The following is a 20305-nucleotide window of genomic DNA, read 5'->3' as shown; positions in this document are numbered from 1 at the left end:
CTACCTACAGCAGGTCGTACTCTTCAAGGAAGGCCGTGGCGACAGTCGCGCTGGACTCCTTGTCGACCTGAACCCGTGCGAGGTACTCGGTAAGGTTCTCGGTGGTGAGGGCAGCCGACACCGCGTTGAGCGATTCAGTTACCGCATCGGTCACCTTGGCCTCGCGCACGATCGGCACGATGTTCTGGGACAGGAACAGGTTCTGGGTGTCCTCCAGGACCACCAGAGACTCGGTCTCAATCGTCGAGTCGGTGCTGAAGATGTTGGCTACATCAATTTCGCCGCTCAAAAGTGCTTCGCGGGTCAGCGGTCCACCGGCGTCCAGGGGACGGAACTCGGCGAACACGATGCCGTAAACCTCTTCAAGGCCGATCAGCCCCTGGTAGCGCTCGACAAATTCGGGACCGGCTGCGAGCGTGAGCTCACCAGCAATGTCGGTCAGATCGTCCATCGTTTCCAGGCCGAGCTCCTCGGCGGTCTCCGGGAGAACCGCAAGGGTGTCCTTGTCCTCGGCCTCGGACTGTTCCAGTGCGATGATGCCCTCGGGCAGCACCTCAACCATGGCGTCGTACACTTCTTCGGGGCTGGTCACACCCTCGGGGGCGCCACCCTCCACGAGGGATGAGTACAGTGCACCGTTGTACTCGGGGAGCAGGTCGATGGACCCGTCCTCGAGCGCCGCCAGATACAGGTCGCGTGCACCGATGTTGAAGCTGCGCTCCACCTCGATGCCTTCGGCTTCCAGCACCTGCGCGTACATCTCGGCGAGGAGTTCGCTTTCGGGGAAGTTTGCTGAGCCAATTGCGATGGTCTCTGCGTCAACTGACTCTCCGCCGGCGTCGGACTCAAGCGGATCGCCGCCACAAGCGGACAGAGCGAGGGCCGCTGCTCCGAAGAGCGCAACGCTACTCATCAGTTTGGTTGAGCGTTTCTTAATCATGGGTCGTGCCTTTCGGTCAGGTTTTACAAGCTTATCCCGCAGGCGCTGGTGACGTCTCCGCGGGGGTGGTCACGGGTTCGTTGGAGGATCGGGTCAGTGCGCGCCCGGATACGCCGGGGGATACCATCAGCCGCTGCAGACCGGAAGCGATCAGGTCCAGGATGATGGCCAACAGGGCGACGACGACGGCGCCGGCAATCACCCGGTCGTACTGATTCAGTGCCAGACCGTCAACCAGTAGCCTGCCCAATCCGCCGAGGCCAACATAGGAGGCGACGGTGGCGGTCGAGACTACCTGCAGGGTGGCGCTGCGCAGACCGCTGAGGATCAGCGGCAACGCCATCGGAATTTCGACCCGGAACAGGATCTGGATGGGCCGCATGCCCATCCCCTTCGCGGCGTCCACCGACGCGGGGTTGATCGCCCGGAGGCCCGCGTAGGTTGATGTGAGGATGGGCGGGATGGCGAGGATCACCAGGGCAATTACCACCGGCAGCAGCCCGAAGCCGATCACCGTCACCAGCAGGATGATCAGGCCCAGGGTCGGCAGTGACCGGCCGGCGTTCCCCGCGTTGATCGCCACAAACGAGAACCTGCCCGTGTGGCCGATGTACAGCCCCACCGGGATGGCGATCAGTGCGGCAATGACGAGCGTCAGGACCGTGTAATAGAGGTGTTCGACGACGAGTGACGGGATGTTCCCGTTCATGGCGAGATCCCAGTGCTCGGGATCCAGCAGATATTCGAGGTAGTCCATCAGGCTCGTCCTCCCGCACGCACCCAGGGCGTGAATCGTCGTTGAACCAGCACAATGATGATGTCGCAGGTGGCCGCCAGCAGCACTGACAGGATGATTCCCACCCAGATCGGTGCCAGGTAATCGAGCTGCAGCCCGCGGAGGAACAGGGCACCCAGCCCGCCGACGCCGATGAGCGCACCAACGCTGACGATGCTCACGTTCGCAACCGTCGCAACCCGGAGTCCGGCCAGCATGACCGGCAGGGCGATCGGCAGTTCCACCCGTAGGAGGCGCTTGACCCGGCGGTAACCCATGGCGGTGGCGGCCTGGGTGATGGCCGGATCAACCGAGTTCAGGCCGTCGGCCACCACCCTGACCATGAGCGCAACGCTGTAGACGGTGAGCGCGATGATGATGTTCAGGGGGGACAGGACGCCGGTACCGATAATCGGTGGCAACAGGAGAAACAGGGCCAGCGAAGGGATTGCGTAGAGAATGCTGCTGATGTTGACCAGCGGGTAGTAGAGCTTCTTGTAGCGGACCGCCAGATACCCCAGCGGCAGCGAGATGAAGACCGCCAGGATGACGGGGATCAACGCCAGATACAGGTGCTCCTGGAAGGCGGTCCAGATGATCTCCCGGTTGCCTGAAATGTAGTCGATCATGCGGTGGTCCCCGCGCGCAGCCGACGTCGTTCATCCAGTTGGCGGACCAGGCTCGGATGCCGGATGACGCCGTCGGCCACACCCGATGCGTTGACCCGGACCGCGATGCCGACGGGAGAGCTGATCGCCAGGTCGGTCACCACCCGCAGGGAATCCTCGGCGGTGAAGGTGCCAGCGACCGAGAGGGGCGAGTTTTCGTCGGCGATTCCCGGGCCGGCCCAGCCAAGGGGGCGCCCGGCGTCGTCGAGGACCAGCACTTCATTGCCCACCCGTACCGAATCCACGGGGTCCAGCTCGAGCACCTCGGAGGAGTCGAAGGACAGGCTGCGGAAGCCGCGGTCCCGGCCCACGAAATCGGCCACGAAGTCGTTGGCCGGGTTTTCCAGCAGCTCCTGCGGGGCGGCGTACTGGGCAAGATGCCCGCCTTCCCTGAAGACGGCGACCATGTCACCGAGCTTGATGGCCTCGTCGATGTCGTGCGTCACGAACGCAATCGTTTTGCCCAGCTCGCCCTGCAGCCGCAGGAATTCGGTCTGCAGGCCGGCACGGACAATGGGGTCGACGGCGCTGAAGGGTTCGTCCATCAGCATCACGGGGGGATCGGCGGCAAGGGCGCGAGCAACTCCCACGCGCTGTTCCTGACCGCCCGAGAGCTGTACCGGGTATTTGTTGGCCATACTCTCGGTGAGCCCCACCCGAAGCAGCAGTTCCATGGCAGTGGCCCGCGACTTCTTCTTGTCGGTGCCGATCAGATTGGGCACGGTCATGACATTTTCGATCACTGTGCGGTGCGGGAAGAGACCCGCATGCTGGATGACGTACCCGATGGACCGACGCAGCAGGGCCGCGTCCTGCTGGGTGACGTCCTGACCATCGATCAGGATGCGGCCGCCGGTCGGCTCGATCATGCGGTTGATCATGCGCAGTGAGGTGGTTTTGCCACAGCCGGAGGGGCCAACGAAGACGGTGATCTTGCCGGTGGGCAATTCAAAGTTCAGGTTGTCGACGGCGAGGGTGCCATCCGGAAAAGTCTTGCTTACCTTGTCGAACGTAATCACGGTGGCTCTCCAGTTTCCTTGGCACCAGCCTCAGTAGCAGGCAGTGAATAAGTTGATTCATAGTTTCAGCGAATGAATAGACAGTCACCCCGATATGTGAGAAGACTTACATATCGATAGATAAAGGACGACGGTTCACCCATGACTTCCGAGGACAACATCGACCGGGTGGTGCTGGACGGCGCCTCGCTGACACTTGACGATCTTATTACTATTTCAACTGGTTCCTCCCGGGTAAAGGTTCCCGACGGCATTATCGACGGCCTGCAGCGGTCCCAAGAACAATTGGTTCAGGCCCGCGAATCGGGGCGGGTATATGGCGCCAATACCGGCGTCGGCGCAAATCGCGCCCTGAATGTGGAGCCGGGCCGGTCGCCGTCTGAGCGGCGGGCAGCTCATGCGCGGCGCCTGTTGCTGAGCCACTGTGCGGGGGCTGGTCGGGTCGATGCGGAGACCACGGTTCGTGCTGCCATGGCAATCCGGCTCAACCAGTTCCTCGCCGGCGGGTCCGGTATCAGTCCCGGTGTCGTGAAGGGGTTGCTGCAAGCCCTCGACAATGGATCGGTCGCCACCATTCACAGTCTGGGCGGCCTCGGCACCGGGGATCTGGCGGCCATGGCTGAGCTGGCACTGACCCTGAGTGGGGACCGGCCGTGGCGGCTGGGGGGAATCGCCCCGGTGCAGTTCGAGGACACCGATTCGCTGCCGTTCATGAGCTCCAGCGCACTGACCCTCGCCACAGCGACGCAGGGTGCCGTTGCCATGGAGCAGCTGATGAAGAGTGCGCTGGTGGTGGCGTCGCTGACCATGCTGGCGCTGGAGGGCTCAGACGAACCGTATGCCGAGGCGGTTCACCGGGCGAGGGTGCACCCGCACCAGGTGGCGGTGGCGGCGGCGATGCGGCGCCTGACCGGGCCCGATACGCCGGCCGCGCCGGCCAGGCTGCAGGATCCTTTCGCCCTCAGGGCGTTGCCCCAGGTGCACGCCCCGGCGCTCGATGCCCTCCAGCGGTTGCGCTCCATCCTGGAAACCGAGCTGAACGGTGCGGCGGAGAACCCGCTGCTGACCACCGACGGCCTGTTCCATCACGGCCAATTCCATCTGGCCATGCTGGCGGCGGCGCTGGACAGCACCCGAACGGCTGTCTACCCGGTGATTTCACTGTCCGCGGCCAGGCTGTCCCACCTGTTCCGACCGGAGCTGAGCAGTCTCCCGTCTTTCCTCTCGACGGGTCCCCGGGGAAGTTCTGGCCTCATGATTGCCGAGTACGTCGCCCAGGATGTGCTGTCGATCCTGCGTACCGCGGCGACGCCGGTGAACGGGCCGGGGATCAACGTCTCGCTGGGCCTTGAGGAGCACGCCGGTTTCGCCACGCAGGGCGCTCGCCTGCTGCGCCAGTTCGCTGCGGAGGCTCCCGTCGTCGTCGCGCTCGAAGCAGTTGCTGCGGTCAGGGCGCTGCGGATGGCACCCCAGCGGCTCGGGACCGCTCCGGCGCGGGCCGCGTTTGACTATCTTGCGGCAGGGCTGGACCCGAGCCAGGAGGACCGGCCGCTGGGGGAGGACCTGGCCGCAGCGCAGGCGCTACTGCCGGGCCTCGCCGGGTTCTAGGGCAGGAAGCGATCGAACCCTAGCGCCCCAGTTCGTCGGTGACTGACTGGAGCTGCTTGTACTTCTCAATGACGCTTTCGTCGTCCATGGGCCGCAGCTCATCGGCGTAGCTCACCGACATGCGGCGGATCACCCCGTTGCGGCCGATCGCGTACTGCCCCATCCGCCACAGCGGCGGGGAGTAGGCGTGGATGGAGACGGACCCGTCCACGGACCCGCCCATCCGGTGCACGTGGTCAGGCCCGAAGGAGAAGGACCTGCCGGCCTCCACAACGCGCCGGACGGGTTCGCCATTCATCCGCGGGTTGGCTTCAGTGACGGCTCCCTGGGTGACGACGACGGCGCCGGAGGAGATGTCGTGATCGTGCCAGCCGGTGTCGTCCTGGGTATTCCAGCACAGCAGCCAGACGTCGATGTTGGAGTCCCGGTACACGGAGGCATAGTGGCGTTCGCCGCCCTCGTGGTTGATGTGGTGTTCCCACAGCTCGGGGCGGGCAGCGAGGGTGGTGACCCAGTCCTGCAGTTCCTTCTGGCTGAGGGTGCGCCCGGGCAGGGCAGGAACGTCTGATTCAGTGAGGGCGAGGCCCTGGGGAGGTGCAGTGGTCATCGTGGAGTTCCTTTCAGGAGATGCTGAGGGTTGGCGGAAAAAAGCGCGTGGGTGAAGGCATGCCCGAGGCCCGGGTCGCGTGGCTCGGCGTAGGGCCGGTCGGAGCCGTGAATGATCGGGTCGACGCCGACCACCCGGATGGTCGCATCAATCGCCCGGGTGTCGTAGGAGGAAGTTTCGTAATAGACCAGCGGGTCGACGGCGCCAAACGTGCCGCCGCGCGCAGCGAGACGTTCGTGGTGCAGTGGCGCGAGCCCGGCCAGGGCCACGAAGGCGACCCGGAGTGTGGGGTGCTGGGCGCGGCCCACCGCGTGCCAGGCCAGCCAGGAGGCGTGCAACTGGGCAACATACGGCACCAGGGCTGGCCACCAGGACGGGGTTCCGGCGGTGACCGGGGCCGGCCCGGGATGGATCAGGAGCGGCTTGTCGGCCGCCTGCACCACGTCGAGGACCGGCCGCATCCGGCGGATTGCGTCAGGGTCGGCCAGCGCGGTGGCGGGCAGCTGCAGCCCCACCACCCGGTCATGATCCAGAATCTGGGCCAGGCCGTCGAGGTCGAACTCGCTCACCGGCGTCGCAGCCCAGACCAGGAACGGGTCGCCCAATTCGAGTGCCGACCTGTGCCAGATATCGATCAGCTCACGTGCTTCGTCGAAGGGTAGGTGCTCGATGCCCAGGGGGCTTGAGAGCGACAGCAGCACCTGGTCCTTCCCCTCCCGGGTTTCGCGGGTCCGGCGGACGTCGGTGTCATGGGCGAGGGGGTCGACGGCGTAGGGTGCCTCGCCGTCGATGAGCAGCTCCCAGCCGTTCAGTCGGGGGGTCTGGGTGCGGTTGCGGAGTGCATCGACGAACGCAGTCGGCCACAGGTGCTGGTGGCAATCGGTGCGCATGATGCCCTTTCGCGGAATGATCGAATGAGGTGTGAATTGCTCAGCACACTGAAGAAGTGAACCGGTTCACATCATTCATTGAACCGGTTCACACGAGCCTTTGTCAACCGAACCCCGGGGAGAACGCCCGGGGCACCGCGGGCCGGGTCGCACGTATGCTGGTCTGATGACCGGGGCCCAACGCAAAACACTCCAGGACATCGCCGACGCCGCCGGATTGTCGAAGGCCGCGACGTCCTATGCGCTGCGTGGCTTGCGGGGCTCTGAGGCCACGCAGGCGCGGGTGCGTGCCATTGCCGAGGAGTTCGGCTATTCGGCCGATCCCATTGCCCGGGCTCTCGCGAGCGGGCGCAGCGGCAACGTCGCCATCGTCGGATCACTCCGCGACCTGTGGCGTCAGGGGCTGGCCGTGATGCTGTCCGAGGCCCTCAGGGCGCAGGAGCTGTCGTCAATCATTGCCGACGTCGACGGCTCGCCCCAGCGCGAAGAGGAAGTGCTCCGCTCCCTGGCGGCGCAGCGCGTCGACGGGGTGATCGCGCTGCCGGTGGATCCGTCGGCGAGCTACTGGGCCGATGTCCCCAGCCAAACCCGCATCGTATCGATCGGGGACGCGCTCACGGCCCGCCCTGAATCGGAAAGTGTCCTCTTCGACAACGAATACGGCGTGGGCACCGCGCTGCAGCACCTCGCCGATCTGGGGCATCGCTCAGTCGGCCTGCTCGCACCCACCCTGCCGTCCACTCCGGGCCGGCCCGCCGAACTGCTGGCGCAAAGTCTCGGGGATTCGATGGGCCTGACGGTCACCGTGTCGTCGTCGCCGTCGTCGGTCCACGGCGCCGCGCAGGCCGCTGCCCAGCTGCTGGTGGGGGACCACCGGCCCACCGCCCTGTTCTGCCTCGGCGATTCGATCGCTTTCGGCGCCTACCGCGCCGCCCGGGACCTCGGCCTGTCGGTGCCGGGCGACCTGTCGATTCTCGGCTTCGATGACAGCGAGCTAGCGTCGCTGGTCAGCCCCGAATTAACCACCTTCGGCTGGGACGAGCAAGCTATTGTCGACGCCGCAGTCGGCGCCCTGACCTCGCCCGAGGGCACCGGAACTGCCGGCGGCCAGATGATGTTCAGGCCGGTCTTTATCGCCCGGGCATCGACAACCCGTCCGTCGCGACCCAACGCCCCCAGCCGCTAGCCAACAGATCGTTCAGCACGGTGATGTCCTTGCCGAACGCACGGTCGTCGGTGCCGGCGGGCAGCAGCTCCGAGGCGTCCCCCACCAAAGTTCTTAGGCGGGGGTCGACGGCGGCCAACGGACGTTCGGACAGTCTCACCCCCTGGATGACGGTCAGCAATTCACAGGCAAGCACGTCGCGCAGCCCGGTGGCAGCGTGGCAGCATGCCTCCGCCGCCTCGGACGAGAAACTTTGGACATCCTCCTGGCCGAAGGACGTTTCGATGGCCCCCAGGCTCGAGGGCCGGGCGGCCGCCACCAGTTCGTGGACGACGCCGACCGTCCGTTTGTGCACAACCACCATTCCTGCGTGCAGGCCGGGCTGCCCGGAGAGCTGCCGCGGAAGTCCGGTGAACTTCTCGTCCAGGAGGCGGTGCACACGCGCCGCAGACGTCTCGGCGACGTGAATCATTGACAGCCTCAGCCCGTCCAGTGCCGCGGCAAGATCAAACCCGTCGAACCCGGCCGTCCCGATGAACCGCCCGTCCAGATAGGCCGGCGAATCGGTGACACCGTTCAACGCCCGCTCAACAGACGCCTCCACCGCGGCGATGGACCGCAGCAGTTGAGCCACCGCCGCCCCGAGCACCCTGAAGGAGAGCGGCGATTGCAGGGTACGGGGGTGCGGGTCGACGCCGGTGAGCTGACGGATAGCGGCCAGTACGGTGCCGAGCTCGACGTCGGCGCGGGCCAGCGCCGGGTCGAAGGGGTCGCGGCTGGCCCCGACCAGGCAGACCTCGGCGGCGGTGAGGGCTACAGCCTGCGCGGCGAGCAGCCGGGCGTCGTTCGCTCGAAGGATGGCGAGGGCAGTGGTGACGGGTATCCCCTGAATCAACGCCACACCTTCCTTGGTCCCCAACGAGTACGGCTTCATTCCGGCGGCCGACAGCACGTCGACGGCGTCAACGGCCGCACCGTTTACCAGGAATTCCCCCGATCCGGTGAGCGCCCCACCCAGGTGGGCGAGGGGAATGATCTCACCGGCAGCGCCGATCCGGGTGCGGGGGATGGCAGGGAGCATGTCTGCGGTCAGGAGTTCGACCAGCCGGACGCAAAGGTGCTCCGATACCCCGGCGTCCCCGGCGAGGAAGGTGCGGAGCCGCACTGCCAGGACAGCTCGGGTTTCCGGGTCAGTCAGCCAGGGTGACGACCCGACGGCGCGGCCAAGCATGAGGTTGTTTTGGTGCCGGGACTGGGCGATGTGGTCGAGGCGCACCTCGCTGGCTGCGCCCATTCCGGTGTTGACCCCGTAGACAGGATCGCCGTCGGTCAGCAGCTCAAGCACCTCCCGTCGGCGCAGTGAGACCCGGTCCAGCAGTTGTTGCTCGAGTCGGAGGGGCCTGCCAGCGGCAACTTCGGCGATGGCTACGGCGTCGAGCTCTTCGGGGTTGGCGAGCCGCAGCACCGGGAAGTGGGCGGCGTTGGTATGCGGGAGATGCATGATGGTTACCGGTACCTCAGCATGGTTCCGGTATCGGCGTGCTCCGCCTTGGTGAGGATCAGGTGCGCCACGGCGACGTCGAGGATGGACAGGCCGCGGTGCCAGAACAGGATCCGCTCGTCGTCGGATTCGCGGCCGGTCTTCTTCCCGCTGACAATGTCGCCGAGCTGCGCGGACAGCGTTTCGGGGGAGAGGCGGCCGGTGATCTCTGGGCGCGTCTGCTGCAGCGAATCGATATCCGGGTCGGGGAGGAACCTCAACCAGATTTCGCGCTGAGCCTGCAACGACATCCAAACCTCCCCAGATTGAATTGTTTCATGCACATGATTCGACTGTGTATCATGCTATTCATAGTGAGCGGGATCACCAAACAAAGACGTTACCGAAACCGGGGGCCGACCGTGCTGAGCGACCAATCATCGGCTGACCGCGCTCATGACTGGCTGGTGAACCTGGCCCATCAGCATCGGGTCTCACCTACCCAGAGGCGTGTGATCCAGTACATGCTTGCCTCCCTGCCGGATGTGGCGTTCGCCTCGACCATCGACGTGGCCGAGGCGGCAGGAGTCAGCCAGCCCACCGTCACCCGGCTGGCCACCGCCCTCGGCTACCCCGGATATCCCGAATTCCGCAGCGCCATTCGCGACATCGTGCGCGGCAAGTCCGCTGCGCTGAACGGCGAGGGGGTGGAGCGGCCCACCATCCTCGAATTCGAGCAGCAGAACATCGGCGCCCTGGAACGCACGGTCGCCAGCGAGCAGATGCAGCGCGCCGTCGACCTTCTGGCGGGCTCCCAGCCGCTCGGAATCATCGGTCTGCGGGTCTCGGCGGCGCTCGCAGAGTACCTCGGCTATTTCGCCCGCCGGGTGTTACCGGATGTCCATGTCCTGTCGGACGCGGCGTCGATGGATGACGCGATCCTGCAGCTGCACCGGAACGGCGCCACCGCGGTGCTGGCGTTCGTGATGCCCCGGTATCCCGCGGCGACGGTACGGGCGTTGGCGCAGGCCCGGTCGCTCGGCATGGCCACGGTCGCGATCGTCGACAGCCCGCTCGTACCGTTTGCCGACGACGTCGATGTCCTCCTGGTCGCGCCGGTCGGCACCGACCTCGTCTTCGACTCCCACGCGGCCGCCGTCGTCCTCTCCAGCTCGCTGCTGGACGCCCTCGCCGCCCGTAATCCGCTCCGCACCCAGGAATTGCTCACGGCCCACGAGGAGCTGGTCGAGCGCTGGGCCCACACCCAGCAATGAGCGCCCTCCTCCTGCCCGCGTCAGCGCGCCAGCAGGTGACATGGAAGAACGGCGGCGGCTACACAGCCGAGGTGGTGGTGATGCCCGACGACGGCGCTGCCCCAACCGCGGGCAGCTCCGCCTTTGATTGGCGGCTCAGTATCGCCACCGTTGACCGGGATGGCGGCTTTTCTTCATTTCCCGGGGTGAGCCGGTCGCTGATGGCGTTGTCGCCCCAGGGATTGGCGCTGGTCGACAACGGAAATCCGGTCACCCTTCGCCAGTACGACGTGCACCATTTCAGGGGTGAAAACGACGTCGCGGCGGTGGACGTTACCGGTCCGACCCTTGACTTAAACCTGATGATCCGGCGTGAGGCGTTCTCCGGGGATCTGCGGTATGGGGAGATGATCGGAGACGATCTTGTGGGCACCGCGGCGGGTCACACCGTCGTCGTCCTGTTGTCGGGTCGGCTCAGATTCGAGGGCCGGCTCCTGCAGCCGCATGATGCAGTGCTGATGGGGGACGGAGGTGCCGATGTCACCGGCTACGCCCAGGTAGCCCTCGCTTCGATCTCACCCCACTGAACCCGCTGGCGACGGAGTGAGCCCGCCGTCACTACGGAACAGCCTAAAACCACCCCACTCAGCGCCGCAGCGCGGCCCGCAGCTCGCGTTGTCTGCTCAGGGCGACCCCGGCAATGATGATAAACCCGCCCACTGGCTGGTTCCATGACGGGGATTCACCGAGCACCAAGGTTCCGGCAATCACGCCAACCACCGGGGTGAGGTACGTGACCGACGACGCCGCCGTAGCGCCCCAACCGGCCACGACTTGCGTGTTCCATAAATACGCCAGCCCGGTGCTCAACGCGCCAAGCGCCAGCATCGAAATCATCACCCGTGAGGTCAAGGTGATGGGGGTCAGTGAAATGAACGGCGCGGCAAGGAGCACGACGACGGCGCCCAGCCCCACCTGCAGAAATGCCACCGGCGCAGCGGGGAGGCCCAGTGGACTGATGAATCGGCGCAGCCACACAAACGCAATGCCATAACAGGTGGTGGCACCGAGGCAGAGGAGCGATCCCACCAGTTGGCCGTCGCGCGCGTCGACGTTCCAGATGCCCACCACAACTGCCACACCGGCGAATCCCAGCAGGATCCCGGCGGTGGAGAAAGCATCGAGCCGCTCTCTGGGAAGGGCGGCGAACGCAATCAGGGCGGTCAGGAGCGGCGTGGTGGCGTTGAAGATGCTTGCCAGGCCGGACGAAATCTGGGTCTCCGCCAGGGCGAACAGGCTGAACGGAATTACGCAGAGAAATAAGGACACCATGACGAGGTGTAACCACACGGTGAGGTCGCGCGGCAGCCGATGCCGACCCACCAGCACCACGACCCCGAGGGTAAGCGCCCCGAGCACCAGACGCCCCAGCACGACTTGGCTGGGGGACAAACCTTCGAGGGCAATCTTGATGAAGAGGAAGCTGCACCCCCAGGCGATGGCGAGGAAGCCGAACCGGAAGACCAGTCCAAGATCGGAGGCAGTGCGCATTCCCCAAGGCTATTCATCCCCACTGGAAATCTGTAAGTGTTACCGTGATCACCACAGACGGTGAACGTCCACTGGTTGAGGAGATCCCCATGGCGCGCGCAACCCGCACACCGGACGACAGCATTCGTCGTCTTCGCCCGTACAACCTTGTGGCTGGGGCCCTGCACCTTGTGCAGGCCATCGTCTTTGGGATCATCCTTGCCATGCTGGATACCCAGGTCACCTTCGGTGTGACCGCCGATTATCTGGCGGGCCCGCCCGGTTTCCCGCTACCGCCTGAGCGGGTGGATCTCTTCGCAGTGAATGTTGGTGCCGGAGTGGTCCTGTTCCTGGCGCTGTCCGCGCTGTTCCATTTTGCCGTCGCATCGCCGGTGTTCTTCCCGCGCTACGGGGCCGGGCTGAGGGCAAACCGCAACTACTTTCGCTGGGTCGAGTACGCGCTCAGCTCGTCGGTGATGATCTGGCTGATTGCCCAAACGACGGGGATCTCCGACGTCGCCGCACTCATTTCCCTGTTCGCCGCCAATGCGGCGATGATCGGGTTTGGAGCCCTGCAGGAAAAATACGAGGAGCCCGGCAGCGGCAATTTCCTGCCTTTCACCCTCGGGTCCCTGGTCGGGTTGGTGCCGTGGATCGCCATCCTGATCTATTTCCTGTCTCCCGGGTCTACCAGCACGGTTGAGCCGCCCGCTTTCGTCTACGGCATCATCATCTCGCTGTTCCTTTTCTTCAACACGTTCGCGATCAACCAGTGGCTCCAGTACCGCCAGGTGGGGCCGTGGCGCGACTACCTCTTCGGCGAACGGGTGTACATCACGCTCAGCCTCATTGCCAAGACCGCTCTCGCCTGGCAAGTATTCTCGGGCGCCATCATCCCGGCGCTGACCGGCTGACCGGCTGACCGACCCTGGGCGCGATGAGCAACGTGGTGGACCGGAAGCGGCTGCTGCAGTACCGCCTGGCCGCCCAGTTGATCCGCGACGACGACGACGCCAAGCCGGCTGTCCGGGACGTCGTCGAGCGTCTGGTGGCGATGCAGGCGCAGGACTTTAACCAGGCACTGTGGGCCATTGGTCTGCGGTCGCCGGGCTCAACCCGTGATGACGCCTTCTCGGCGCTCCAACGCGGTGACATTGTGCGGTCGTGGCCAATGCGCGGGACCCTGCATTTTGTGTTGCCGACCGATCTTCGCTGGATACTCGGGCTCACCACCCACCGGCTGCTCGCTGGCGCGGCCACCCGGCATCGGGCGCTGGGGCTTGACCAAACGACGTTTGAGAACGCGCGCAATGTGGCCATGACGGTGCTGGCGGGCGGCGGGCAATTGGTCCGCAACGAGTTCCTCGCCGCGCTCAATGAGGCAGGCATCGATACGGCCAACCAACGCGGCTACCACCTGATCTGGTATCTCGCGCAGACCGGCACACTCTGCTGGGGGCCGCCTGCCGGCACCCAGCAGGCGCTGGTGCTCCTCGATGAATGGGTGCCGGATACGGGCCAGCCGGAGCGTGACGAAGCGCTGGGCCGGTTTGTTCTCGGGTACTTCACCGGACACGGTCCAGCAACACTGCGGGACTTTGTCTGGTGGTCCAAGTTGACCGTTGCCGACGCGAAGATCGGGTTGGCGCTGGCCCGCGACCAGCTGACAGAGCTGACCTATGATGACACCACCTATTGGATGGCTGCGGACCGTTCAGGGGACCCACCTCCCGCTCCGGGACTGGTCCTGCTGCCGGCCTTCGACGAGTACGTGATCGGCTATCAGGACCGCACACCGGTGCTCCGGCCTGAGTACGCGCAGGCCATCGTCCCGGGCGGCAATGGGGTATTTAAGCCAACCGTGGTGGTGAACGGCCGGGTCACCGGCACCTGGCGCAGGTCCGCGGACCGGTCCGGCGCCCTCCTCGTCGACCCGTTCGAGCCGCTGACGGCACAGGAGGAGCGCGCCCTCCTCAGAGCGGAACACTCCTACCAGAGCTTCAGCTGCGCAGGCGTGCCTGGTACAGCCGGTCGTCGAGTTCTTCAAGATCCTTGACCGCCGCGCAGAGCAGCAACTGTCCAAAGGTTGGGGTTCCGATGACGGGTGCGCTGCCAACCGCACTCGAAGCCACAGGGTCGAGCGGAGCCTCTGCGGTTCGTTCGCACAACTCGCGGGCGTCCATGACTGCCTGCACCAGCGGATTGCGCAACGCCTCCAGACCGGAAAGTCGCCTTTCGGGGGTCTCGTTCCGGCCACGCTGAATCCGCGAAGCCGTCGGAAATTCGGGGGCGTCAGCGCGGATCGCCAGGCTGCCTGCCTGTGCTGCGTAGGACCGTGCCAGGCGGCGTCCAGTGTCCGGTGATGGCCGTTTCGATTCCATGCTGCCTTACGTCGAGTTGAGTCAGCACCCCAGCGGGCTGACCGTCGTACATCACCGGCATGATCAGTTGTTGCCGGATGGCTTAGCTATTGGGGTCAACGTCCCGAATGCCCAGCCGGTTCCTGCCTCCGACCATAGCGAGTCCGGCAGGACCCTTCAATAGTCAGCATGCTTTCTTTATATGACTGTAACCGATCTGGGCCCGTTTGTGCTGAATCTGGGGATGGGCTCACCGGTGGATGTTGCGTCTAGGGATGACAGGTCCGCCAAGTCGCCTATTGTGGATTTATGTCGATCAATTCGGCTCCCGGCTGGGGCGCCTCACAGGTAGAACGTGTTGTCGAGACGGTGTTACCAACCCGTCACGGCGTATTCCGGATGGTCGGATATCGCGATTCCGAGAATAACGAGCATGTCGCGTTGGTGCAGGGCGACATTGCGGGGTCCGTCCCGTTGGTCCGGGTGCATTCCGAGTGCCTCACCGGCGACGCGCTCGGCTCCTATCGCTGCGACTGCGGTGAACAACTCGATGCCTCGCTTCAGCGCATCAGCGAAGAAGGCACCGGCGTCGTGATCTATGTCCGGGGCCACGAGGGCAGGGGGATCGGCCTGCTTGAGAAACTCCGCGCCTACGCCCTGCAGGACCAGGGCGCCGACACCGTTGACGCCAACACCTCGCTGGGCCTCCCGGTGGACTCGCGCGACTATCAGCAGAGCACCGAAATTCTCCTCGACCTCGGCGTCACACGCATCCGCCTGCTCTCCTCCAATCCGGCCAAGCAGGAGGCACTCGAGAGCGGCGGGATCACCGTCATGGCACGCAGCGGGCTCAACATCGCCCAACGCCCCGAGAACGCTGGCTATATCGCCACCAAGCGCGCCAGGATGAGGCACGACGGCGAACCGGTCCAGGATGTCTGGCGTCACCTCACCGAAGGAACAGTCCCACAGGGGTCAGTGCACGGCCTGGCAGCTGAACTGCTCACCCGGTACGGACCGCTGGTCCAGGCAACCCGTCCCGACGGCCGACTTGTGATCGGTCAGCTGGGCCAGAGCCTGGACGGATTCATCGCGTCGCGCACCGGCGACGCCCGTTTCGTCACGGGCACTGAAGACCGGGAGCACCTGCACCGGCTGCGGGCCCTCGTGGATGCTGTCGTCATCGGTGCCTCAACGGTCACCGCCGATGACTGCCTTCTCACGGTCCGGGCGGTCGAGGGACCCAATCCCGTCCGGGTCGTCCTCGATCCGAGCGGCCGCATCCCGCACGCATCCGCCGTCCTGACCGACGGCGCAGCACCCACCCTGTGGCTGGTCGGCCTCGAGGCGGGTATCCCGATCGGCCTCGCCGAACATGTGATCGTCCGACGCCTGGCCGCCGAGGACTTTGAACCACGTCGTCTGCTCGACCTGCTGGCGGACCGCGGATTCCCGAGGGTCCTGGTGGAAGGCGGCGGGCACACCGTGTCACGCTTCCTGGAAGCCAGTGCGCTCGACCGGCTGTACCTGACCTGTGCACCGATCCTGGTCGGCGACGGCGTCCCGGGCATCCGGTTCACCGGCAGCGACGCCTTGTCAGACGCCCTCTCCGCTCCGGTGCGGCGTTTCGAGTTTGGCAGGGACATCTGCACGGAGTTCGACTTTTCGGCTGCCGTTCCCGCCCCGGTCGCCAAGGAACCCGCGGACATCCAGCACCAGTAGCAGCGCGGCGCCCGGTAGCACCGACACCAGGGCCAGCAGTCCGTAGCCCACCGACACCTCAATCCCCAGCGCGCCCGAATAGCCAAACATCATGAACGCCAGCGCTGTGACACCCTCCCGCGGACCCCAACCACCCAGGCTCAGGGGAATGGACATTCCGGCCAGGCTGATCGCAGCCAGCCCGACGACGTCGGCCACTGCCAGGTTGGGTGCGGTCAGCGCGGCCGAGACGGCGAACAGGGCCGCAAACGAGGCCCAGCCGAGCACCGAGAGCGCCCACACCGCGGCGACGGTCCGGTTGGGCAGGCGTCGCAGTGATGGTCGGGCGGCGAGCATTACCAGCACGGCACCCAGGGCGACGACGCCGGCAAGCCGCCAGTCAGCGGCGAGCAGCGCTGCAGCAGCAGCGAGGAGCACAACCACCGTGCCGGCGAGGCGTTCACCCAACACCGAGCCGATACTGCTGAGCCAGCTGGACCGGTGAGCCGACCGTTGCCGGGCGGTGCGGATGGCGTCCCCCGCCAGGCCGCCGGGGAGGATGGCGTTGAGGAATGATGCTTCGTAGCACTGGGCGATTGCGCCGCCGCGGGGGAGGTGCATCTGGAATCCGCTGGAGACCAGCCGCCACCGTTGGGCCTGGGCTGCCGTCCCGATCAGGCCGAGGGCCAGCGCGGCGGCGACCGAGGGGGCTGTCAAAGCTCCCAGCCCGGCGGTGAAGGGTCCGGTGCCGAAGACCATTACCAGGTAGTAGATCAGGGCAGCGGCGCAGAGGGCCTGGAGGAGTGCGAGCCAGCTGCGGCGTCTCACGGCACAGGAGTCATGGTCGGGGTATCACTGTTGAAATCGTCACGGCTGAATCGTCATGGTCGGGGTGGCAGGGCCAGCAGGTCCCGGTGGCCGATCGTCAGCTGCAGCGTGCCGTCGGCGGCCTGCTCGGATCGCCGTTCCAGCCACTGGCTGACGTCCCCGGCGAGGCCTGGTTCCTCCTCGAGGACGGCGTCCGCCCGGTCGTTCAGGAACCGTGTGATCAGCTCCGAGTGATCCCCGGTCAGATCCCACGGCGTGTCGACGGTGGTGACGGTGAAGCCGGCCTTGGTCAGGAACTGCTCCGTCAGGTCAACGCCCCGTGCCCCGGCCCGGCCGCCACGGTTTTGGTGCTGGTTGAACGCGTCGTTGAGGGCGGCATCCAGCGGATCCGCAGACTCGATCGTCATGGTGCCGGTGACGCTCAGACTGAACAGTGCTGCTGTCTGGGATTCGACCAGTGCCGAGCAGAGGGTCTCCAGCTGGTCCGGCGTCAGCAGATCCAGCAGGGCCGAGCAGGTGACAAACCGCTGCCGGGAGGCTTGGGGATCGGCGTCGAGGATTTCTCCCAGGTCTTCGATGCCGGCTACCACTGCCTCGGTGCCGATCACGCCGTCGATCGCGGGTGCACCCATTGTGAGTTCCAGCAGATCCGGGTCATGGTCGATGAGCGTCCAGTGCTGCGGCATGTGGAGGTGCGGTGCCAGCCATGCCTGGTTGGCTCCGGTGCCAGCACCGAGGTCGAAGATCCGGACCGCCTGGTCGTCAGCATCATTCACCTCTGCATCGGTGGGCGCCGTGCCCGGGGCCAGGAAAGCCTGTAACTCCCTGAGGAGGGGAAGGCTTGCCTGTCGGGCGGCTTCGTCGGCGGGACGGCGCAGGGAGAGCCAGTCGCTGGCAATCGGGCGCGGTGCGTCGGCGTCGGTCACGGGTGAATGATTTCCAGGAGCGTTGTCGCTGTGTTGACCCATGTCGGCAGTGTATCGCGGCGGCTGAGCGCGGCGGCCCGCCAGGACTGGCGCAGCGACGAGTCGGTGAGCCAGTCCCGCAGCACCGCAGCCAGTTCCTGCGGATCGTGGGGGTCGACGACGGCGCCCGGCACCTGACCTGCCGTGCCACCGGTGAGGGCTTCGACGGCCCCGGTGCCCCGTCCCACCACGCCGGGGATGCCGCGGGCCAGACCCTCGGTGACCACCATCCCAAAGGTTTCCGCCAGCGACGGTAACAGCAGCAGATCAGACCGTGCCCATTCGGCGTCGAGCGCTGGCCCCTGGAGTACGCCCGGGATGGTGATGCGACCCGGTTCGAAGGCGGCGGCCCGATCGTGAAGCATGGCGACGTGGGTGCTGCCCTGCGGGCTGGCACCGCCCACCAGGGAAGCGGTCCACGGCAGGTCGGCAAGGTCGGCGAGCGCCGACAGCACCATTGAATGGTTTTTTCGGGGCGTGAGCGATCCGAGCATCACCAGGTGCGGCGGGGCGCTGCCCGCCGCGACCGCCGCCGGTTCGGTGCCGGGAGGTACCACGTGGACCTGGTCCAACCCATAGCGCCGGATCAGGTCGTCCCGGGCCCACTGGCTGGTGCAGATCACCCCGGAGGCGTGTCGGAGGGCCGCTTCCTCGGAGGCAGCGAAAGCCTTCATCTCCTGATCTGTCAGACCGGTCTCAGCGGGGAGCGGCAGGTGCAGCAGCACCCAGACGGTACCGCCGGCGTCGACCGCTGACCGGATCGCCTCGGGGGCCGCCGACGCCATCAGCCCGTCGACCAGCACCGGGCCGTCCGTTTTGCCGGATGTCTTCCCGAGTGCCTCGGCGAGCTTCTGGTGATCGGCCGGCGAACCATTGGGCCAGTCACCACGGATCGGTGTCATGGTGACGCGGTGCCCGGCCTCACCCAGCGCGGCGGCCAGCTGGTCGTTATAGATGCTGCCGCCACTCGGTCCGGGCAGGCCGCCTGGAATTACCAGACCCAACTCCATACCGGAGTTAGCCCTGGACGTCGGCTGAGTCGAACTCCACCGAGTAGCCCGCCCACGCATCGGGGTGTTCGCGGAGCACCACGTCCAGCCCGGCGAAGGGCGCGGTGTCGAAGCGCGTGCTCAGCTGGTCGGCGATGTAGCGGGCCACGGCTTCGGTGGTGGAGAGGACACCGGCAAAGTCAGGGTGCTCGTCAAGGTTCTTGTACCGCAGCCCGTCCAGCACCTCGCCGAGCATCGCGGTCGCCTCGCCGATGTCGATCACGACGGCGTGTTGGGTCAGTTCCCGACGCCGCCAGGTCACCTCCACCACCAGTGTGGCGCCGTGCAGTCCCTGGGCTGGGCCAAAGAACGGGTCGGGAAGGCTGTGGGCGATCATCACGTGGTCGCGGACGGTCAGACGGTACATGGGTCTCCTGTGGTCGTGGTGAGGTGAGGACAGTGCGCGGTGCGGAGGGCTTAGGTGGCCGGTTCGTCGGCGCCAGGGTAGGCAATCACATGGCACAGCGCGGCCAGAGTGCCGCTGGAAAGGTCCCGCATCACGTTCGGCAGGTCCTCAAACGGCGAGGTGCCGCTGAGGAGCGCATCAAACGCCGGGTCCTTCAACGCGTCCAGGGCGGTGGCGAGCCGATCCTGATGGGTGCGGCGGGCGCGACGCGGGGCGGCGATGGTCCCCACCTGGCTAGCTCTGATGCTCAGCCGACGCGCGTGGAAGTCGGCTCCCAGCGGCACCTCAGGGGAGCGGGTGCCGTACCAGGACATTTCGATCACTTCACCCTCGTCGCCGAGCAGGCCCAGCCCCAGGGACAGGCCGGCCGCTGTGGAGGAGCAGTGGAACACAATGTCGCAGTTGCCGGCCGCGTCGTCGGGATGCACCCAGTCCACGCCCAGCTCCGCTGCGAGCGCGGCGCGGGAGGGATCCGGGTCCACCAGCTGGAGGCGTCCCAGCGGGAACCGGCGCAGCAGCGTCGCGAGTGCGGCGCCGATCATGCCACCGCCGACGACGGCGATCCGGTCGCCCATGCAGGGCCGTGCATCCCACAGGGCGTTGACCGCGGTCTCGACGGCGCCCGCCAGCACGGCGCGCTCGCTGGGGACGTCGTCGGGAATCACCGTCAGAGCGGACACCGGGACCACATAGCGGTCCTGGTGCGGGTAGAGGCAGAACACCCGCTGGCCCACCAGCGACTCGGGTCCTTCCTCGACGACGCCGACCGAGAGGTAGCCATACTTCACCGGGCCTCCGAAGGTGCCCTCCTGGAAGGGGGCCTCCATGAGGGCTGCCACCCCGGGAGGGATGCGGCCGTCGTGGACCAGCGTCTCGGTGCCCCGGCTGATCCCGGAATAGAGGGTACGAACCAGTGCCTGCTCGGTCTCCCGTTTGGGCAGGGGAGCGGTGCGGAGTTCGCCGTGTCCGGGCCGGGTGGTCCAGTACGACTGGCTGTGCTCGGAGGAGGTGCAAGACATAACTCGATTATGCCCTGCAGCCTGGCGGACGCACCCCAGCTT

21 protein-coding genes and 1 pseudogene are annotated in these 20305 nt (G+C 66.2%); 7 read left to right on the top strand and 15 right to left on the bottom strand.

What is annotated here, in order from left to right; translation table 11 throughout:
- Window positions 1-4 precede the first annotated feature (4 nt).
- Genes ACX80T_RS14355 through ACX80T_RS14340 form a run of 4 tightly spaced genes read right to left on the bottom strand, consistent with a single transcriptional unit; the run spans window position 5 to window position 3402 of the window.
- Window positions 5-940: an ABC transporter substrate-binding protein gene (locus ACX80T_RS14355; RefSeq protein ID WP_019483014.1), complete on the bottom strand. Its 936-nt coding sequence runs from the start codon at window positions 938-940 to the stop codon at window positions 5-7.
- A 31-nt stretch (window positions 941-971) separates the two neighbouring features.
- On the bottom strand, window positions 972-1697 hold the full coding sequence (locus ACX80T_RS14350) for an ABC transporter permease (protein WP_459304762.1): 726 nt from the start codon (window positions 1695-1697) through the stop codon (window positions 972-974).
- Window positions 1697-2344, bottom strand: coding sequence for an ABC transporter permease (locus tag ACX80T_RS14345; protein WP_019483012.1), 648 nt, complete (start codon window positions 2342-2344; stop codon window positions 1697-1699). The genes ACX80T_RS14350 and ACX80T_RS14345 overlap by 1 nt, the downstream gene beginning before the upstream one ends.
- A complete protein-coding gene (locus ACX80T_RS14340) occupies window positions 2341-3402 on the bottom strand; it encodes an ABC transporter ATP-binding protein (RefSeq protein ID WP_459304760.1) in 1062 nt (353 codons plus the stop codon). Before ACX80T_RS14340 ends, ACX80T_RS14345 begins: the two co-directional genes overlap by 4 nt.
- A 141-nt stretch (window positions 3403-3543) precedes the next feature.
- Between ACX80T_RS14340 and ACX80T_RS14335 the strand changes: the two genes are divergently transcribed.
- Window positions 3544-5010 (top strand): aromatic amino acid lyase, encoded by a 1467-nt coding sequence (locus tag ACX80T_RS14335; RefSeq protein WP_459304759.1) that lies wholly within the window; start codon window positions 3544-3546, stop codon window positions 5008-5010.
- A 19-nt stretch (window positions 5011-5029) separates the two neighbouring features.
- On the opposite strand, the gene ACX80T_RS14330 is transcribed toward ACX80T_RS14335, so the two are convergent.
- On the bottom strand, window positions 5030-5617 hold the full coding sequence (locus tag ACX80T_RS14330) for a cysteine dioxygenase (protein WP_459304758.1): 588 nt from the start codon (window positions 5615-5617) through the stop codon (window positions 5030-5032).
- The gene (locus ACX80T_RS14325) at window positions 5614-6507 is read right to left on the bottom strand and encodes an amidohydrolase family protein (RefSeq protein WP_019483008.1); all 894 of its coding nucleotides are present in this window, start codon (window positions 6505-6507) and stop codon (window positions 5614-5616) included. Before ACX80T_RS14325 ends, ACX80T_RS14330 begins: the two co-directional genes overlap by 4 nt.
- Window positions 6508-6673: 166 nt before the next feature.
- Here ACX80T_RS14325 and ACX80T_RS14320 point away from each other — a divergent pair, with 166 nt between their 5' ends.
- On the top strand, window positions 6674-7693 hold the full coding sequence (locus tag ACX80T_RS14320; RefSeq protein ID WP_019483007.1) for a LacI family DNA-binding transcriptional regulator: 1020 nt from the start codon (window positions 6674-6676) through the stop codon (window positions 7691-7693).
- On the opposite strand, the gene ACX80T_RS14315 is transcribed toward ACX80T_RS14320, so the two are convergent.
- Together ACX80T_RS14315 and ACX80T_RS14310 are read right to left on the bottom strand one after the other, a co-directional pair.
- Window positions 7638-9173 carry an aromatic amino acid lyase gene (locus ACX80T_RS14315; protein ID WP_019483006.1) on the bottom strand — a complete coding sequence of 512 codons (1536 nt, stop codon included), beginning with the start codon at window positions 9171-9173 and terminating at the stop codon, window positions 7638-7640. The genes ACX80T_RS14320 and ACX80T_RS14315 overlap by 56 nt on opposite strands.
- Window positions 9174-9178: 5 nt before the next feature.
- Entirely contained in the window at window positions 9179-9463 is a 285-nt protein-coding gene (locus ACX80T_RS14310; protein ID WP_459304757.1) for a hypothetical protein, read from the bottom strand.
- Between the two features lie 111 nt (window positions 9464-9574).
- Between ACX80T_RS14310 and ACX80T_RS14305 the strand changes: the two genes are divergently transcribed.
- Both ACX80T_RS14305 and ACX80T_RS14300 read left to right on the top strand, forming a co-directional pair.
- Window positions 9575-10426, top strand: coding sequence for a MurR/RpiR family transcriptional regulator (locus tag ACX80T_RS14305; protein WP_459304756.1), 852 nt, complete (start codon window positions 9575-9577; stop codon window positions 10424-10426).
- The gene (locus ACX80T_RS14300) at window positions 10423-10992 is read left to right on the top strand and encodes a HutD/Ves family protein (RefSeq protein WP_459304755.1); all 570 of its coding nucleotides are present in this window, start codon (window positions 10423-10425) and stop codon (window positions 10990-10992) included. The genes ACX80T_RS14305 and ACX80T_RS14300 overlap by 4 nt, the downstream gene beginning before the upstream one ends.
- 58 nt (window positions 10993-11050) lie before the next feature.
- Here the strand turns inward: ACX80T_RS14300 and ACX80T_RS14295 are convergent, their stop codons facing one another.
- Window positions 11051-11956 (bottom strand): DMT family transporter, encoded by a 906-nt coding sequence (locus ACX80T_RS14295; protein ID WP_459304754.1) that lies wholly within the window; start codon window positions 11954-11956, stop codon window positions 11051-11053.
- A gap of 89 nt (window positions 11957-12045) precedes the next feature.
- Here ACX80T_RS14295 and heR point away from each other — a divergent pair, with 89 nt between their 5' ends.
- The gene (heR, locus tag ACX80T_RS14290; protein ID WP_459304753.1) at window positions 12046-12849 is read left to right on the top strand and encodes a heliorhodopsin HeR; all 804 of its coding nucleotides are present in this window, start codon (window positions 12046-12048) and stop codon (window positions 12847-12849) included.
- Window positions 12850-12872: 23 nt separating this feature from the next.
- The gene (locus ACX80T_RS14285; RefSeq protein WP_459304752.1) at window positions 12873-13991 is read left to right on the top strand and encodes a winged helix DNA-binding domain-containing protein; all 1119 of its coding nucleotides are present in this window, start codon (window positions 12873-12875) and stop codon (window positions 13989-13991) included.
- Here ACX80T_RS14285 and ACX80T_RS14280 read toward each other — a convergent pair.
- On the bottom strand, window positions 13936-14316 hold the full coding sequence (locus ACX80T_RS14280; RefSeq protein WP_459304751.1) for a hypothetical protein: 381 nt from the start codon (window positions 14314-14316) through the stop codon (window positions 13936-13938). The two genes, ACX80T_RS14285 and ACX80T_RS14280, sit on opposite strands and share 56 nt — an antisense overlap.
- 288 nt (window positions 14317-14604) lie before the next feature.
- Between ACX80T_RS14280 and ribA the strand changes: the two genes are divergently transcribed.
- Entirely contained in the window at window positions 14605-16017 is a 1413-nt protein-coding gene (ribA, locus tag ACX80T_RS14275) for a GTP cyclohydrolase II (RefSeq protein WP_459304750.1), read from the top strand.
- A 312-nt stretch (window positions 16018-16329) separates the two neighbouring features.
- Here the strand turns inward: ribA and ACX80T_RS14270 are convergent.
- From ACX80T_RS14270 to ACX80T_RS14250, 5 genes and pseudogenes are all read right to left on the bottom strand, one after another.
- Window positions 16330-16824: pseudogene (locus ACX80T_RS14270) on the bottom strand (lysylphosphatidylglycerol synthase domain-containing protein); the annotation flags it as partial.
- 53 nt (window positions 16825-16877) lie between these two features.
- Entirely contained in the window at window positions 16878-17750 is an 873-nt protein-coding gene (locus ACX80T_RS14265) for a hypothetical protein (protein WP_459304749.1), read from the bottom strand.
- A complete protein-coding gene (locus ACX80T_RS14260) occupies window positions 17747-18799 on the bottom strand; it encodes a glycosyltransferase family 4 protein (RefSeq protein WP_459304747.1) in 1053 nt (350 codons plus the stop codon). Before ACX80T_RS14260 ends, ACX80T_RS14265 begins: the two co-directional genes overlap by 4 nt.
- Before the next feature lie 7 nt (window positions 18800-18806).
- Window positions 18807-19205 carry a 6-pyruvoyl trahydropterin synthase family protein gene (locus ACX80T_RS14255; RefSeq protein WP_116779068.1) on the bottom strand — a complete coding sequence of 133 codons (399 nt, stop codon included), beginning with the start codon at window positions 19203-19205 and terminating at the stop codon, window positions 18807-18809.
- Window positions 19206-19255: 50 nt separating this feature from the next.
- Window positions 19256-20263 carry a zinc-dependent alcohol dehydrogenase gene (locus ACX80T_RS14250; protein WP_459304746.1) on the bottom strand — a complete coding sequence of 336 codons (1008 nt, stop codon included), beginning with the start codon at window positions 20261-20263 and terminating at the stop codon, window positions 19256-19258.
- Window positions 20264-20305 lie beyond the last annotated feature (42 nt).

The sequence above is a fragment of the Arthrobacter sp. Sr33 genome (genome assembly GCF_054511195.1).
Note: the sequence above shows the minus strand (reverse complement) of the source record. Positions and strands in the feature narration are given on the sequence as shown.